The sequence below is a fragment of the Amycolatopsis sp. NPDC048633 genome (assembly GCF_040650695.1).
In the GTDB taxonomy this organism is placed as follows: domain Bacteria; phylum Actinomycetota; class Actinomycetes; order Mycobacteriales; family Pseudonocardiaceae; genus Amycolatopsis.
In genome coordinates, this window is sequence record NZ_JBEZHS010000016.1 from 57,858 (window position 1) to 71,438 (window position 13,581).

Annotated in this window: 19 protein-coding genes and 1 pseudogene; 10 read left to right on the top strand and 10 right to left on the bottom strand. The window is 71.7% G+C overall.

The annotated features are described in order from the left end of the window. Window positions 1-41: 41 nt before the first annotated feature. From ligD to AB0C38_RS26555, 4 genes and pseudogenes are all read right to left on the bottom strand, one after another. Window positions 42-911, bottom strand: a complete 870-nt coding sequence (gene ligD, locus AB0C38_RS26540; RefSeq protein ID WP_360678055.1) for a non-homologous end-joining DNA ligase — start codon at window positions 909-911, stop codon at window positions 42-44. Further along, window positions 908-1,616, bottom strand: a pseudogene (locus AB0C38_RS26545) (ATP-dependent DNA ligase). Before AB0C38_RS26545 ends, ligD begins: the two are co-directional and overlap by 4 nt. Beyond that, window positions 1,613-2,542, bottom strand: a complete 930-nt coding sequence (locus AB0C38_RS26550; RefSeq protein ID WP_360678057.1) for a Ku protein — start codon at window positions 2,540-2,542, stop codon at window positions 1,613-1,615. The pseudogene AB0C38_RS26545 and the gene AB0C38_RS26550 overlap by 4 nt, the downstream one beginning before the upstream one ends. A 78-nt stretch (window positions 2,543-2,620) precedes the next feature. After that, window positions 2,621-2,818, bottom strand: a complete 198-nt coding sequence (locus AB0C38_RS26555; RefSeq protein WP_360678059.1) for a hypothetical protein — start codon at window positions 2,816-2,818, stop codon at window positions 2,621-2,623. 190 nt (window positions 2,819-3,008) lie between these two features. Between AB0C38_RS26555 and AB0C38_RS26560 the strand changes: the two genes are divergently transcribed. Beyond that, on the top strand, window positions 3,009-3,218 hold the full coding sequence (locus AB0C38_RS26560) for a hypothetical protein (RefSeq protein ID WP_360678061.1): 210 nt from the start codon (window positions 3,009-3,011) through the stop codon (window positions 3,216-3,218). Between the two features lie 113 nt (window positions 3,219-3,331). On the opposite strand, the gene AB0C38_RS26565 is transcribed toward AB0C38_RS26560, so the two are convergent. After that, entirely contained in the window at window positions 3,332-4,063 is a 732-nt protein-coding gene (locus tag AB0C38_RS26565; protein ID WP_360678063.1) for a GAF and ANTAR domain-containing protein, read from the bottom strand. A gap of 329 nt (window positions 4,064-4,392) precedes the next feature. Between AB0C38_RS26565 and AB0C38_RS26570 the strand changes: the two genes are divergently transcribed. Then, window positions 4,393-4,728 (top strand): STAS domain-containing protein, encoded by a 336-nt coding sequence (locus tag AB0C38_RS26570; protein WP_360678065.1) that lies wholly within the window; start codon window positions 4,393-4,395, stop codon window positions 4,726-4,728. Window position 4,729: 1 nt separating this feature from the next. On the opposite strand, the gene AB0C38_RS26575 is transcribed toward AB0C38_RS26570, so the two are convergent. After that, window positions 4,730-5,692: a TIGR03557 family F420-dependent LLM class oxidoreductase gene (locus AB0C38_RS26575; RefSeq protein WP_360678067.1), complete on the bottom strand. Its 963-nt coding sequence runs from the start codon at window positions 5,690-5,692 to the stop codon at window positions 4,730-4,732. A gap of 122 nt (window positions 5,693-5,814) precedes the next feature. Between AB0C38_RS26575 and AB0C38_RS26580 the strand changes: the two genes are divergently transcribed. The 3 genes from AB0C38_RS26580 (at window position 5,815) to AB0C38_RS26590 (ending at window position 7,444) form a co-directional block, all read left to right on the top strand. After that, window positions 5,815-6,144, top strand: coding sequence for a plasmid stabilization protein (locus AB0C38_RS26580; RefSeq protein WP_360678069.1), 330 nt, complete (start codon window positions 5,815-5,817; stop codon window positions 6,142-6,144). A gap of 62 nt (window positions 6,145-6,206) precedes the next feature. Continuing rightward, window positions 6,207-6,656, top strand: coding sequence for an ATP-binding protein (locus AB0C38_RS26585; protein ID WP_360678071.1), 450 nt, complete (start codon window positions 6,207-6,209; stop codon window positions 6,654-6,656). After that, complete coding sequence (locus AB0C38_RS26590) at window positions 6,653-7,444, top strand: SigB/SigF/SigG family RNA polymerase sigma factor (protein ID WP_360678073.1); 792 nt, start codon at window positions 6,653-6,655, stop codon at window positions 7,442-7,444. The genes AB0C38_RS26585 and AB0C38_RS26590 overlap by 4 nt, the downstream gene beginning before the upstream one ends. A gap of 102 nt (window positions 7,445-7,546) precedes the next feature. On the opposite strand, the gene AB0C38_RS26595 is transcribed toward AB0C38_RS26590, so the two are convergent. Beyond that, a complete protein-coding gene (locus AB0C38_RS26595) occupies window positions 7,547-9,064 on the bottom strand; it encodes a CYTH and CHAD domain-containing protein (protein ID WP_360678074.1) in 1,518 nt (505 codons plus the stop codon). A 124-nt stretch (window positions 9,065-9,188) separates the two neighbouring features. Between AB0C38_RS26595 and AB0C38_RS26600 the strand changes: the two genes are divergently transcribed. After that, on the top strand, window positions 9,189-9,734 hold the full coding sequence (locus AB0C38_RS26600; RefSeq protein WP_360678075.1) for a hemerythrin domain-containing protein: 546 nt from the start codon (window positions 9,189-9,191) through the stop codon (window positions 9,732-9,734). A gap of 33 nt (window positions 9,735-9,767) precedes the next feature. Then, window positions 9,768-10,568 carry a GAF and ANTAR domain-containing protein gene (locus AB0C38_RS26605; RefSeq protein WP_360678077.1) on the top strand — a complete coding sequence of 267 codons (801 nt, stop codon included), beginning with the start codon at window positions 9,768-9,770 and terminating at the stop codon, window positions 10,566-10,568. Window positions 10,569-10,626: 58 nt separating this feature from the next. Here the strand turns inward: AB0C38_RS26605 and AB0C38_RS26610 are convergent, their stop codons facing one another. Together AB0C38_RS26610 and AB0C38_RS26615 are read right to left on the bottom strand one after the other, a co-directional pair. After that, on the bottom strand, window positions 10,627-11,094 hold the full coding sequence (locus tag AB0C38_RS26610; RefSeq protein ID WP_360678079.1) for a hypothetical protein: 468 nt from the start codon (window positions 11,092-11,094) through the stop codon (window positions 10,627-10,629). Between the two features lie 70 nt (window positions 11,095-11,164). Further along, complete coding sequence (locus AB0C38_RS26615; protein WP_360678081.1) at window positions 11,165-11,998, bottom strand: aldo/keto reductase; 834 nt, start codon at window positions 11,996-11,998, stop codon at window positions 11,165-11,167. Between the two features lie 190 nt (window positions 11,999-12,188). Between AB0C38_RS26615 and AB0C38_RS26620 the strand changes: the two genes are divergently transcribed. The 3 genes from AB0C38_RS26620 to AB0C38_RS26630 are packed head-to-tail and all read left to right on the top strand — an operon-like array spanning window position 12,189 to window position 13,167. Next, a complete protein-coding gene (locus AB0C38_RS26620) occupies window positions 12,189-12,602 on the top strand; it encodes a phage holin family protein (protein WP_360678083.1) in 414 nt (137 codons plus the stop codon). Next, window positions 12,599-12,907 (top strand): DUF3618 domain-containing protein, encoded by a 309-nt coding sequence (locus tag AB0C38_RS26625; RefSeq protein ID WP_360678085.1) that lies wholly within the window; start codon window positions 12,599-12,601, stop codon window positions 12,905-12,907. The genes AB0C38_RS26620 and AB0C38_RS26625 overlap by 4 nt, the downstream gene beginning before the upstream one ends. Further along, window positions 12,904-13,167 (top strand): DUF4235 domain-containing protein, encoded by a 264-nt coding sequence (locus AB0C38_RS26630; protein ID WP_360678087.1) that lies wholly within the window; start codon window positions 12,904-12,906, stop codon window positions 13,165-13,167. The genes AB0C38_RS26625 and AB0C38_RS26630 overlap by 4 nt, the downstream gene beginning before the upstream one ends. A gap of 36 nt (window positions 13,168-13,203) precedes the next feature. Here the strand turns inward: AB0C38_RS26630 and AB0C38_RS26635 are convergent, their stop codons facing one another. After that, window positions 13,204-13,575, bottom strand: a complete 372-nt coding sequence (locus AB0C38_RS26635; protein WP_360678089.1) for an STAS domain-containing protein — start codon at window positions 13,573-13,575, stop codon at window positions 13,204-13,206. Between the last annotated feature and the right edge of the window lie 6 nt (window positions 13,576-13,581).

Here is a 13,581-nt window from a genome sequence, read left to right on the forward strand (position 1 = left end):
TGCGGCCGACCGTCAGGCGTTCGAGTGAGCCGCGGCCGCGCTCAGCTCAGCTTCTTCAGCGCCGCTTCCGCCGAGCCCGCGTGCTCGTCCAGGTCCCGCCACGGGTCGTCCTTGCGCGCCAGCCGCTGCTTCTCCTTCGCCAGGCTCCAGCCGGCCGGCTCGGCCTTGCCCAGCTCGCGCCAGTCCAGCGGGGTCGCGGCCGCCGCACCCGGGCGGGCGCGCAGCGAGTACGGCGCGACGAACGTCTGCGCGTAGCCGTTGCGGTTGGCGTCCAGGAAGATCCGGTCGCCGCGCTTGTCCTTGCGCTGGGCCGTCGTCAGGCGGTCCGGGTCGTCCGCGGCCACGGCGTCGGCCAGCGCGCGGGACAGCTCGAGCACGACCTCGGTGTCCGCCTTCGCGTCCAGGGGCGCGAGCACGTGGAAGCCGCGCCCGCCGGTCGCCTGGACGAACGGCGTCAGCCCCACCCGCTCGTAGTGGTCGCGGATCCGCCGCGCGACCGCGCGCAGCTCGGCGACCGGCGTGCCGTCCGGCGGGTCGAGGTCCAGCACCAGGCGGTCCGGCCGCTCCGGCGCATCCACTGTGGACAGCCAGATGTGGAACTCCAGGGTGCCCTGCCGCGCCAGGTAGTCCAGCGTTTCGGCGTCCTCGCAGACCACGTAGTCGTCCGTGCCCCCGCCGCGCCGGGGGACGCTCTCGACGCGGATCGAGTCCGGGAAGTGCTCCCCTGGGTGCTTCTGGAACCAGCCCTGTTCTTCGATGCCGTCCGGGAACCGCCGCAGCGTCAGCGGGCGGCCGCGCAGGTGCGGCACCATCACGCCGGCGACCGCGCGGTAGTACTCGACGACGTCGCCCTTCGTCAGCCCGTCACCGGGGTAGAACACCTTGTCCGCATGCGAAATCTCGTCACTCACGCCCGCTCCCGTACGACGTCCGCGGCCTTCTTGTCCTCGCGCAGCCCGGCGAACCGCGGGTGCCGCAGCCGCCCGTCACGCGTCCATTCGGAGAAGTCGATCTGCGCGACCAGGTCCGGCTCGACCCAGTGCGCGCCCGGTTCCTTCACCGGCCCGGCGAACGGCGAGCGCGGCGTCTCCCGCTCGCGCAGCTGTGCGTGCAAGGACGACAGCAGCTTCTCGTCGAACCCGGTGCCGACCTTGCCGGCGTACCTCAGGCCGCCGTCCTCGTGGTAGCCGAGCAGGAGCGCGCCGAAGCCGTGCCGGGCGCCCTGCGGGTCGGTGAAGCCGCCGATCACCAGCTCCTGCCCCTGCGCGCACTTGAACTTCAGCCAGTCGGGTGACCGTCCGTGGTGGTACGGCGCGTCCGCCCGCTTCGCGATGACGCCCTCCCAGCCGCGCCGGCAGGCCTCCGCGAAGAACTTCTCGCCCTCGGTGTTCCGGTGGGCCGACAGCCGGAGCGGGTCCGCGAAGTCGAACGCGTTGCGCAGCAACGCTTTCCGCTGCCGCAGAGGCACGCCGGTCGCCCGCGCGCGGGCCGGGTCGCTGACGTGGATCCGGGGCTGCAGCGCGGCGAAGCTTGCGCTCGTAGATCCAGTCCTCGTCGGAGAACCGGCGGCCGGTGAGCGTGGCCAGCGTCGGCTCACGCCAGCCGGGGCCGGTCACGACGCCTTCAGCGCCTTCTCCAGCTCGGCGCGGGTCATCTTCGACCGCCCCTTCACGCCCTGCTCGCGAGCGAGCTTGTCCAGGTCGGACTTGGACAGGTCGGCGAGGTCGGGCTCCTTCTTCTTCGTCGTCTTCTTCTTGCCGCCGCCCTTGCGGCCCTTCACGCTGCGCGACAGCGCCTCGAAGAGGTCGACGACGTCGGCCGAGGGCTCCGGCTCCTCCTCGTGGGCGATCTCCTTGCCCTGCTCCTTGGCCTTGATCAGCTCCTCGACGCGCTCGGTGTACTCGTCGCGGTAGTCGCCGGGCTTCCACGGCGCGGTCATCTCGTCGACGAGCGCGAGCGCCATGTCGAGCTCCTTGGGCCGCGGCTTCGGCAGGCTGGGCAGGCCGCCCATGACCTCCTTCGGCTTCCGCAGGTCGGCGACGAAGTGCAGGGTGTTGAGCACCATGACGTCCTCGCCGGCGCGGATCGCGCAGAGGTACTCCTTGCCGCGCAGGACGAACTTCGCGACACCGGCCTTCTCGCTGCGGTCCATCGCCTGCAGCAGGAGGCCGTACGCCTTCGCGAAGTCCTCCTTCGCCGGCTTGAGCCAGTACGTGCGATCGTAGAACCACGGGTCGATCTCGTCGAGCTCGACGAACTGCTCGATGTCGATCCGCCGGGACCGCTCGGGGGCGATCTCGTCCAGCTCGTCGGGCTCGACGAGCACGTGGTCGCCGCCGCCGAGGTCGTAGCCCTTGACGATCTCGTCCTGGGTCACCTCGTCGCCGGTCCGCTCGTTGACCCGGCGGTTGCGGATCCGGTCCGCCGTCCCGCGTTCGAACTGGTGGAAGTGGATCGTGTGGTCCGCCACCGCCGGGTACAGCTCCACCGGCACGGTGACCAACCCCAGGCTCAGCGCGCCGTTCCACACCGGTCTGGCCATGTCGCGACCTCCTCACCGGCAGCGATACCCGCGTGGAGGAGGCGCGAAACGCGGCGTCGTCGCGGTGCGTGACGTGCGTCAGGCGACTTCGCTGCTGCGGCTTCCGGCCCGGTGCAGGCCCAGCATCTCGAGCAGCTGGGCGCAGTCTTCGGGGTCCTTCGCGTTCGCCGCGACGGCCAGCGCCGCCTTGCGCCGGGTCGTGGCCTGTGCCGGTGTGTCCCCGCCCTCGAGGAGGAGGTCCGCCACCGGTCGCAGGTCGTTTCGCTTGTCTCGCATGTTCGCTCCCCTCCGGCAATCCCCGGTCAACCGTTCGCCGGCCGATTACCCGGTCCTACCCGACCAAACACAAGAGGTATCGAACGGGTTCCCGGAGACACTCGACGCTAGGCCGAACGAGTGAATTCGACAGGTTCGGAGCGGGAAACCGGCAAGGTATGTGAGACCCACGTCACACCAGGAGGTCCGGATGGGCACCCAGATCCGCATCAGCCATGAGGACGGGTCGCTGCCCTGCGAAGTCTGCGGCTTCCCGACGATGCACGTGGCCCAGGTCGTGGCCGACGACGGGACGGTGCTCGGCCGGACCTTGGTCTGCACGACGTGCCAGCGCAGCAGACACCGGCCCGACCCGGTGGCCGGCACCGAGGCGCCGCCGGACGAGGTCCCGGCAACCTGACCCAGAGGGTCGGCTCACGTACCTGGAGGGTCGGTTCGCGTACCCAGAGGGTCGGCTCGCTGTCCGACCCTCCAGGTACGCGAACCGACTGCCTGGGTACGTGAGCCGACTGTTCAGGCTGTGGTGGTCGCGACCGCCTCCACGAACTCCGCCGCCACCTCGTGCAGTTTCCGGTTGCCGTCCTGGGAGCGCTTCACCAGCCGCTGGAACGCCTCCTCCGCGGTGATCCGGTGCGCGGCCATGAGGATCCCCTTGGCCTGGTCGATCACCGCCCGCGTCTCGAGCGCGCGGTTCAGCTGGTCGATCAGCTCGCGCGCCGCGAAGTAGCGGCGCGCGCTGCGCAGGCCGAACACCACCGTCGCCGTGTAGAGCTCCAGGATCTTCGTGCTCAGCTCACTGAAACCGTGCTCGCCGAAGCCGAACAGGTTCACCGCGCCGGACATGTCCCCGTCCACGGTCAGCGGCGCCGCCAGGAAGCTGGCCACGCCCAGCTGTTCGGCCTTCGACACGAACTGCGGCCACACGTCGCCCACCGCGCCGACCCCGACGCGCACCGGCTGCCCGGTCTCGGCCGCGCGCAGGCACGGACCGTCCCCGATCCGGTACTGCTCGCGGTCGAAGTTCACCGCCCGCTGGTCGGTGCTGGCCACCGTGTCCGGCACGCCTTCCCGCACCAGGGTGATGCTCGCCATGTCGGCCCCCGGCACCACCTGCACCACGTGGTCGCACACCGCCTGCAACATCTGGCCGAGGTCGAGCTCGGAGTCCAGCATCACGGTCAAGGACTCCATCGCGACGGTGACTTCGTCCAGCCGCGCGGTGAGCTGCTCATGGCCGCCCGTCATCCTGGTGACGCCCCTCTTCTTGGTTCTCAGGGCGCTCTTCACCAGGGAGGACCCGGGCGCGCGCCACTAGTGGGCCGCTAGCGCTTTAACGGGTCCAGCGCGAGATTACTGCACCCCGTCGAGCCCGGGCACAAGCGGTCACCACCACGGCGGGCCACGCGCCCGAACGGAGCAACGGCGGTTGCGGGGGGCTCGCACACGGTTAGGCTCGGCCCATCGGTTCAGCACAGCAGCCGGCTCGGAACACCCTCGAGCGCGGCGCTGCGGCCCGCGCGGCACCAGGACGGCGGCGAACCGGCGTGCAGGTCCCCCGACCACGAAATCCCTCTTTGCGGCTGCGTACGACGTGGCCCGCTCCGCACGCGGTGCTGGTCACCGTCCGCGGAGCCCTCGACACCGCGACGGCCGGCGACCTCGCCGCCCTGGTTTCGGAGCGCCTGCGGGCGGCCCCGGAGCGGCTGGTCCTCGATCTGTCCGAAGTGGACTTCCTCGGGGTGGCGGGCGTCCGGGTGCTACTGCGCACGGCCTTGCAGGCCGAGCAGAGCGGCACCGAGCTGCTGGTGGTCGCCGGCACGAACCCGATGGTCCGCCGGGCCCTGCGGGTGACGGAGGCCGACCGGCGTCTCACGATCGCCGACCGGCGCCCCGAACCCGCACCGGTCTGAGCTACTCACGCAACGCCGGGAGCAGCTCCTTCTCGGCGAAGTCCAGGAAGCCTTCCTGCTGGTCGCCCCCGATCTGGATCAGGGCGACGTCGGTGAAGCCCGCCTTCTCGAACTCGCGGACGCCCTCGACGATCGGCTCGACGTCCGGGCCGCAGGCGATCGAGCCGGCGACGTCCTCCTCGCGGACGAACTGCGTGGCCCCGGCGAACCCGGCCGGACCCGGCAGCTCGGCGTTGACCTTCCAGCCGCCGGCGAACCAGCGGAACTGCTCGTGCGCGCGCTTCACGGCGGCGTCGCGGTCGGTGCCCCACGACACCGGCAGCTGCGCGATCTTGCGGGTCGGCGGGCCCGGCTTCGTCGCGTCCCACTCGCTCGAGAGCTCCGCCTTCGGCTCGACGGCGATCATCGCGTCGGCCACCGGGGCGAACCGCTGGATCGACTGCGAACCAGACACGGCGACCCCGATCGGCGTCCGCTTCCCGGGCAGGTCCCACAGCTTCGCCGAGTCGACGCGGAAGTGCTTGCCCTCGTAGTCGAAGTAGCCGCCGTCGAACAGGCCGCCGATGATCTGCAGGGCTTCGGCGAGCATGTCGTGCCGGACGTTCGCCGGCGGCCAGCCGCGGCCGACGACGTGCTCGTTGAGGTTCTCGCCCGCCCCGAGCCCGAGGGTGAACCGGCCGTTCGAGAGCGCCTGCACGGTCGCCGCCTTCTGCGCGACCACCGCCGGGTGGTACCGCATGGTCGGGCAGGTCACGAAGGTCATCAGCTCGGCGCGGTCGGTGACCTGCGTGACGGCGCCCAGCACGCTCCACGCGTAGGGCGAGTGGCCTTGTTCGGCGAGCCAGGGCGAGTAGTGGTCGCTCATGACCTCGAAGTCGAAGCCGGCCTGTTCCGCACCGGCGGCGAACCGGACCAGCTCGTTCGGCCCGGCCTGCTCGGTCATCAGCGTGTAGCCGATCTTCATCGGCGCCTCCTCACGGTCGGCTCCCCGCATACCCGCCGCACGCGCGCGGTAACCGGCCGCCCGGAGGTGACGTTTACCCGATGATCCGCCGGGTATCCCTCGCGCGGGAGAAGGGAGCGGTCATGCCCCGATCGTGGAGTGCCAAGCGCGAGCGTCAGTATGAGCACGTCAAGGACTCGGCCGAAGACCGCGGAGCGAGCACCGAGCGGGCGGAGGAGATCGCGGCCCGGACGGTGAACAAGAACCGCGCCCAGTCGGGTGAGTCCCGGCAGGCCAGCAGGACGTCGGTCCAGGACAAGTCCCCGCAGCAGCGCGGCGGTGAGCGGTCCGGCAACCGGAAGGGCCCCGGCGGCCCGACGAAGGACCAGCTCTACAACGAAGCGAAGAAGCGGAACATCGACGGCCGCTCGACAATGACCAAGAAGGAACTCGAACGGGCGCTGGGCCGGTGACCAAGCCGGAAACCCCTGACCACGAAGTGTCAGCGTTCGCCCAGATGGGTAGTACCCCCGGCATGGAAGAAACACGAAGCGGTAGCTCGCACGGCGGCAAGCCGACGCTGGACGAGCTGCTCGAGGAACTGGTGGAGCTGCGCCTGCCCGCCATGGCGGAGCAGATCCCCCTCGTCCGGATGCTCACGCACGGCGTCGTCTCGCGCGCGGACTTCGGGCTGGACGCCATCGCCGACGCCAAGATGGCCGTCGACGAGGCGTGCGCCCAGCTCGTCCAGCTGGCCGAGCTCGGCACCCAGCTGCACTGCCGCTTCCGGCAGGGCCCCGACGGCCTGCACGTGACCGTCTCCACGCGCTCGACCGACCCGCGGCCGCCGAGCGACCGCACGTTCGGCTGGCACGTGCTCACCACGCTGAGCCGGTCGGTGACCGCGCACTGCGACGTCCTTCCCGGCGGAGGCGCGGGCATCGTCACGATCGAGCTGGTGCTCAACCCGGGAACGAGCGCGTGAGCAGCGAGCGCAAAACCGTCCTCCACCGCCCGGACGAATACGCCCACTGCGAACCGCTGTTCGAGGAGCTGGGCACCCTCGGCCCCGACGACCCGCGGCGCGAGGTCGTCCGCAGCAGGCTGGTGACCGAGCTGCTGCCGCTCGCCGAGCACATCGCCACCCGCTTCTCGGGCCGCGGCGAGCCGCGCGAGGACCTCGTCCAGGTGGCGCGGATCGGCCTGATCAACGCGGTCGACCGGTTTGACCCCACCCGCGGCCACGACTTCCTGTCCTTCGCGGTGCCGACGATCATGGGCGAGGTGCGGCGGCACTTCCGGGACACCGGCTGGTCGGTGCGGGTCCCGCGGCGCCTCAAGGAGCTGCACCTGTCCCTGAGCCAGGGCTCCGCGGCGCTGTCGCAGCGGCTGGGCCGGGCACCGACGCCGACCGAGCTGGCCGCGCACCTGAGCCTGGACGTCGACGAAGTCCGCGAAGGGCTGCTGGCCGGCAACGCCTACCAGGCCCTTTCCGTCGACAAGCCGGTGCACGACGACGCCGAGGCGCTGTCGCTGGCGGACACCATGGGGGAACCCGACCACGAGATGGCCATGGTCGAGAACCACGAGGCCCTCCAGCCGCTGCTGCAGGAGCTGCCGCAGCGGGAGCGCGCGATCCTCGTGATGCGGTTCTTCGGCGGACTGACCCAGACCCAGATCGCCGACCGCGTCGGCATCTCCCAGATGCACGTCTCCCGGCTGCTGTCGCAGACTCTGGAGCAGCTCCGCGGGAAGCTCACCGGCGAAGGCTGAGTCGCCGCCCACCGGTTCCCGTCCCCCTCGCCCGACGTCTTGAACGACTCATTCCTGCCCTCGGACGCGGTGAATGAGTCGTTCAAGACGGTTCGGGGCGGGTCAGCGCAGCCAGCCCGGGCGCCCGCCCTTCCGGAGCCGCCGCCACTCCCCCGCGAACCGCCCGCGCAGCTTCTCCGCCGTCTCGGCGTCCCGCGCGTACAGCATCCCGAAGGTAAAGGTGTTCTGGCCTTCGCCGTGCCCGGCGATGGTGAGGTGGTGCAGGACGTCCCGGCCGACCGTGGTGTCCTGGTGCTCGCCCAGCGTGCTCTGGACGGCCTTGACGTTCTTGCGCCACTGCCGAAGCTTCTTGCCGTACACCGGCTTCACAGTGTCGGCGGCGTAGCGGGCCCGCTTCGCCTTCTTGCGGACCTCGTGCAGCGCCGTCTCGAGCTCGTGACCCTCCAGACCGCTCGCCGCCGCTTCGGCGCGACGCAGCTTCGCGGCGGCCTTGCGCACCGGCTCGCGCAACGCGGACTTCGCGGGCTTGCGCGCCCGGCCGGTCAGCGGCGGTTCCGTCACCACGGTGTCCAGCGCGCGCAGCAGCTTCAAGTACCGCTTACCGGTCAGCGCCGCCATCGCCCGGGTCCGGCCCTCTTCGGCCTCGCGGGCGAAATAGCGGGTGAGGTACTGGCGCAGCGGCCCGAACACCAGCTCGGCGGGGATGTCGTCGAGCTGCTCGCGGAGCCGTTCCTCGCTCACCTCGGCGTCCCGGGCCGGCGCCAGCTGCTGCCCGAGCCACTTCAGCTCGGCCGCCAGCGGCGCGGTCGCGTCCTCGTCCACCACGGACCCGAACGTCCGGAGGGCGCTGCGCAGCTTCCGGGTCGCGACGCGCAGCTGGTGCACGGAGTCCTCGACGTCCAGCCGGACCCCGACGTCCGCGCGGCGCAGCCGGGCGTAGTGCTCGCGCAGCGACGTCAGCACGACCTCGCCCGCCCTCGGCTTCTTGCGGCCGCGGGGCGGCGCGGGCACACGGTCGCCGATCAGGCGCCGCAGCTTCGACGGCCACGGTGAGGCCGACGCGCCGGCTTCCGCCAGCGCCCGGTCGAACTCGTCGAGCAGGCCGGGTTCGGTCGCGGGGTCGAGCTCCAGCTCCAGCTCGCGCCACTCGTCGAGCCGCGCGCTCTCGCCGCCGGCCTCCCCCGTCACGTGGTCGTCGGTGAGGGTCGCGATGGTCCGGCCGTCGCCGTCGGCCAGCCGGTGGGCGAACCGGTCGGTGCGCAGGTGCGCGATCGGCACCAGCTTCTCCCCCAGCGTGTAGGCGCGCACGAGCCGGCGCAGCCGGCCGGGGACCTTGTTCGGGTCACCGCCCAGCGGCAGCTGGATCTCCTGCCGCGCGTCGGCGGAGACCGGCAGCTTGAGGTGCCAGCCGGCGTCGTGGCCGCCGACGCGGCGCCGCAGCGTGATGCCGCTCCCGGCCAGCCGGAAGGTCTCGGTGTCGTAGTAGGAGGCGTCGAGGATGTGCTCGACCGGGTCGTCCTGGATCTCGACGCCCGCGACGCCGACGAGCCGGGGCACCCCGCTGCCCGCCACGATCTCGTACTTGCGTTCGCGCTCGATCACCGATGACGGCGCAGCCATGATCATCCTCCTTGGGGGCCGGTTCTCCGGACGGATACCCGGCGCCGGCCGGGCCGACACGGGATTCGGCGGGCGGGCAGCGGGTATCCGTCCGGGAAACCCCGAGTCCGGACCAGGAGCGTGCATGAACGGCAGCCAGCCCGCAACCGACCTGACCACTGTCCTCGCCCGCGACCACCGGGAACTGGACCGGCTGTGCACCGAGATCGAGCTCGGCCAGGGCAGTCCCGAGAACCGCAAGGACCTCGCCGACCACCTGGTCGCGGAGCTCGTCCGGCACGCCGTCGCCGAAGAGTCCTTTCTCGACGGTGACGGCGCTCTCGCGGAGGCGGACGGCCTCATGCGCCAGCTGGAAGGCGCGGGACCGCAGGAGACCCGGTTCGAGCGCCTGCTGGGCGGGCTGATTCGCGCCGTGCGCCGGCACGTCCGCGACGAGGGGCCGGCGGCGGTCCGCCAGGTGCGGCTCACCTGCTCCCCCGAACGGCGGGCCGAGCTGGGCCGGGAGGTCCTGGCGGTCCGGGACGCCGCGGCGTCGCTGCCGCACCCCGACCTGTCCGACCGCATGCCGCAGGCCGACCAGCTGTGGCCGGGTCCGGGCTTCGTCGACCGCGCGCGGGACGCACTGCGCCGCGCGGCCGGCTCACCCGGTGAAGCACCGGCATCGGGTTGAATGGAGGCCCATCCCCGGAGACGACGGAGACGCATGAGCATCGGCGAAGACGAGTGGTCGCGGGAGCGGGCGAGGTTCGGGCGCGACGATGACCGGCCGGCCGGCCCGCTCGCCGGCCAGTTCGCCGACCTCACGCGCCGGCTGCTCGACGTGACCCCGACCGTCGGCGGGGTGCTCCGGCTCGTCGTCGGCGCCGCGAGCGCGATCGTCCCGGACGCCGACCTCGTCAGCGTCACCCTGCGGGAACCCGACGGCAAGTACCACACGCCGGTCGAGACCGACCCGGTCGCGGTGCGGCTGGACCAGCTGCAGTACGACCACGAGGAAGGGCCGTGCGTCGAGTCGGCCCGCCCCGACGGGCCGGCCATCGCCCGGTCCCAGGACCTCGCGCGCGATCCGCGCTGGCCGTCGTTCGGCCCGGGCACGGCCGCCCACGGCTACCACTCCGTGCTGGCCACGGCCCTGCTCCCGGATGCCCGCCCGCCGCGGCTCTCGGGCGCGCTGAACATCTACTCGAGCCGGCCGGGGGCGTTCGACGACCGCGCGATCGACCTGGCGCTCCTGCTGGCGACGCACGCGTCGCTCGCGCTCGCCCACACCGAGGCGGTGGCGGCGGCCGAGCTGGAGGTGGCCAACCTGCACCAGGCGGTCGAGAGCCGCGACGTGATCGGCCAGGCGAAGGGCATCCTGATGCAGCGCCGCGGGATCACCGCCGACGAAGCCTTCGACGTGCTGCGCCGCGCGTCCCAGGACCTGAACGTCAAGCTGGCCGACCTGGCGCGGACGCTCGCCTCCCGGCACACCGAGGTGGACCTGCCGGTGGCGGACCGCTGACACGGTGCGAGGGCGGCACTTTCCCGAGGGAAGGTGCCGCCCTCGCACCGAAATCCGGTTACGAAGCCGAGTACGGGGACCGGTTCTCCAGCGACGGGCTGACCTGCGGGTACGTGCCCGGTTGGCCCGGCGCCGGCGTGACCGTCGGCCCCTGCGGCTCGGGTTCCACCCGCTGCTGCCGGCCGCCGCGCTGGACGACCGCCTCCACCTCCTGCTCACCGCGGATGCGGGAGAGCGCGGCGAGCGTGATCCCGTGGGCCAGGGCGAGGATCAGCAGCAGGACGCCCACGCGGGCGACGACGCCCGTGATGCCGACGCCGATGTCGATGGTCGACACCAGCGCCAGGACGCCCAGCGTCCCCAGGTGGAACAGCACCGTGACCAGGCGGGTCATGGAGGCGCCGGCCGCGGGGTCGCCGTAGGAGTTCTCCAGGTAGCGACGGCCGCTGCGGTAGATGATCTGCCCGTCGACCAGGACCAGCACCACCCCGATCACGAGAAACGAGAGATACGCGTTGGTGCTCATGCCGAACGCTCCTTCCAGGGGGACCTCTCCGGGTGAAGTACCCGGCCGGTAGCGGAGGGAAACGCCGCGGTCACCCCGTGAAGGTGTCCGGGTCCGGCCCGGTGCGCCGGCCGTCGTCGAGCTTGCCGATCGCCGTCATGTCCTCGTCGTCGAGCTCGAAGCCGAACACGTCGATGTTCTCCCGGATCCGGTCCGGCGACGACGACTTCGGGAACACGATGGTGCCGAGCTGGAGGTGCCAGCGCAGCACGACCTGCGCGGCCGTCCGGTCGTGCTTCCCGGCCAGGTCCGTCAGCACGGGGTCTTCGAGAACCTCGGCCTGCGCCAAGGGGCTCCACGCCTCCGTGGCGATGCCGTGCTCCTGGTGGTAGGCGCGCAGCTCCGTCTGCTGCAACGCCGGGTGCAGCTCGATCTGGTTGACGGCGGGCACCGTGCCGGTCTTCTCGGCGAGCCGGTCGAGGTGGGCGGGCTGGAAGTTCGAGACGCCGATGGCGCGGGCCTTGCCCGCGCGCAGGATGTCTTCGAAGCCCCGCCACGTCCGGACGTAGTTGTCCTTGTGCGGCAACGGCCAGTGGATCAGGTACAGGTCGACGTAGTCGAAGCCGAGGCGCCGGAGGCTGCCCTCCAGCGCCGTGATCGCGTTGTCGTGGCCGTGCGCGTCGTTCGCCAGCTTCGTGGTGACGAACACGTCTTCGCGCGGGATCCCCGATTCCGCGACCCCGGCGCCGACGCCCTCCTCGTTCCGGTACAGCTGCGCCGTGTCGAGGTGGCGGTAGCCGGCCTCGAGCGCGCTCCGCACGGCCTGGGCGGTTTCCTCGGGCGGGATCTGGAACACGCCGAACCCGAACTGCGGGATCCGCACGCCGTTGTTCAGTTCCACGGCCGGGACGTCGGGGGAAGTCATGCCTGCGGCCTACCCGAGGCCTCCGGACGCGAAACGCGGCGGAACACCCCCTGCCCGCCGCGTCACTCGTGTGGGTGACGTGCCCGAGCGGCCGGCGTTACCGCAGCTCGCCGGGGCCGAACCGGTCGAACCCGGCGTGGTTGACCCCGGGCGGAGCCGGGTACACGGCGGCCAGGCAAGGAGGTGTTCCGTGATCGAAGAAGTCAACAAGAAGCCGGCGGCCGACCGCTCGGTCGGAGAGCTGGTGACGGACCTGACCGGCGAGGTCAAGCGGCTCGTCCGGGACGAGATGCGGCTCGCGGTCTTCGAACTGCAGCGCAAGGGCAAGAAGATGGGCCTCGGCGCCGGGTTGTTCGGCGCGGCCGGTCTGTTCGCGCTGTTCGGCGCCGGCACCCTGGTCGCGGCCGCCGTGCTGGCGCTCGCGCTGGTCGTGCCCGGCTGGCTGGCGGCGGTGATCGTCGCGGTCGCGCTGTTCGTGGTCGCCGGGATCGCCGCGCTGGTCGGCAAGAAGGAGGTCACGCAGGCCGTGCCGCCGGTGCCCGAAGAAGCCATCAGCGGGGTCCGCCAGGACGTGGACACCGTGAAGCAGGGAGTGCACACATGAGCGGGGACTTCCCGAAGAACGCCGAAGAGGCGCGGCTCGACCGGGACACCACCCGGGAGGAGCTGACCGAGACCCTGGAAGCGCTCGGGCAGAAGCTCGACGTGAAGACCCGGGTCAAGGAGAACGTCGACGAGAAGCTCGACCAGGCGACCGCGAAGGTCGCCGACGTGACGAACGAGCCGACCGCGGTCAAGTTCCGCCAGGGCGCCGACGTCGTGCGGAGCAACCCGGTGCCGATCTTCGCCGGCGTGCTGGGCCTGCTGATCGTGATCCGGCTGATCCTGCGACGGAGGAACGACTCGTGAACAAGGTCGTGTACAAGCCGTTGAGCTGGGCGGTGGGCGCCCTCGGCGGTCTCCTCGCGGGCCAGGTGTTCAAGCAGGTCTGGAAGCGCGCGGCCGGCGAAGAAGACGCGCCCGACGCCATCGACCGCGACTACACCTGGACGCAGGTGATCATCGCGGCGGCGGTGCAGGGCGCGATCTTCGGTGCCGTCAAGGCCGCGACCGAGCGGGCGGGTGCCGTCGGGTACCGCAAGGCCACCGGCGACTGGCCGGACGACTGACCACAGTGGACGGCGGGAGGCGGGGCCGCCGGGCGGTCACGCCTCCCGGCCGGGCTCCGGGACCGGGGCCAGGTTCGCGAGCGCGACGCCGACGCTGGGGTGGATCTCGAGCAGCACGTCCGCGCCGGTGGCCTCCAGCGAGCGCGTGACGGCGTGGCCGCCGAGGACGACGGCGAGCCGGGCGCGGCCGTTCGCGTCGAGCAGCGAGCGGACGCCGGCACAGCTGAGGAAAGCGACCCGGGTCAGGTCGACGACCAGCCGTTCACCCGTCGCGAGAGCTTCATCGAAAGTTTCGACTGTGGCCGCGTCGATGTCGCCCACCAAGGTGACCACGTGGATCCCACCCGGTCGCTCGGTGGTGGTGAAGGTCAGGCCGGACGGTTCGTCGATCGTGCGAAAGCAGTACATGGCGCT

Bases quoted from the DNA above. Each gene is read 5' to 3' on its own strand.
- AB0C38_RS26550 (WP_360678057.1), bottom strand. From the start codon at position 2,542: ATGGCCAGACCGGTGTGGAACGGCGCGCTGAGCCTGGGGTTGGTCACC.
- AB0C38_RS26555 (WP_360678059.1), bottom strand. From the start codon at position 2,818: ATGCGAGACAAGCGAAACGACCTGCGACCGGTGGCGGACCTCCTCCTC.
- AB0C38_RS26560 (WP_360678061.1), top strand. From the start codon at position 3,009: ATGGGCACCCAGATCCGCATCAGCCATGAGGACGGGTCGCTGCCCTGC.
- AB0C38_RS26565 (WP_360678063.1), bottom strand. From the start codon at position 4,063: ATGACGGGCGGCCATGAGCAGCTCACCGCGCGGCTGGACGAAGTCACC.
- AB0C38_RS26575 (WP_360678067.1), bottom strand. From the start codon at position 5,692: ATGAAGATCGGCTACACGCTGATGACCGAGCAGGCCGGGCCGAACGAG.
- AB0C38_RS26580 (WP_360678069.1), top strand. From the start codon at position 5,815: ATGCCCCGATCGTGGAGTGCCAAGCGCGAGCGTCAGTATGAGCACGTC.
- AB0C38_RS26585 (WP_360678071.1), top strand. From the start codon at position 6,207: ATGGAAGAAACACGAAGCGGTAGCTCGCACGGCGGCAAGCCGACGCTG.
- AB0C38_RS26595 (WP_360678074.1), bottom strand. From the start codon at position 9,064: ATGGCTGCGCCGTCATCGGTGATCGAGCGCGAACGCAAGTACGAGATC.
- AB0C38_RS26600 (WP_360678075.1), top strand. From the start codon at position 9,189: ATGAACGGCAGCCAGCCCGCAACCGACCTGACCACTGTCCTCGCCCGC.
- AB0C38_RS26605 (WP_360678077.1), top strand. From the start codon at position 9,768: ATGAGCATCGGCGAAGACGAGTGGTCGCGGGAGCGGGCGAGGTTCGGG.
- AB0C38_RS26610 (WP_360678079.1), bottom strand. From the start codon at position 11,094: ATGAGCACCAACGCGTATCTCTCGTTTCTCGTGATCGGGGTGGTGCTG.
- AB0C38_RS26615 (WP_360678081.1), bottom strand. From the start codon at position 11,998: ATGACTTCCCCCGACGTCCCGGCCGTGGAACTGAACAACGGCGTGCGG.
- AB0C38_RS26625 (WP_360678085.1), top strand. From the start codon at position 12,599: ATGAGCGGGGACTTCCCGAAGAACGCCGAAGAGGCGCGGCTCGACCGG.
- AB0C38_RS26635 (WP_360678089.1), bottom strand. From the start codon at position 13,575: ATGTACTGCTTTCGCACGATCGACGAACCGTCCGGCCTGACCTTCACC.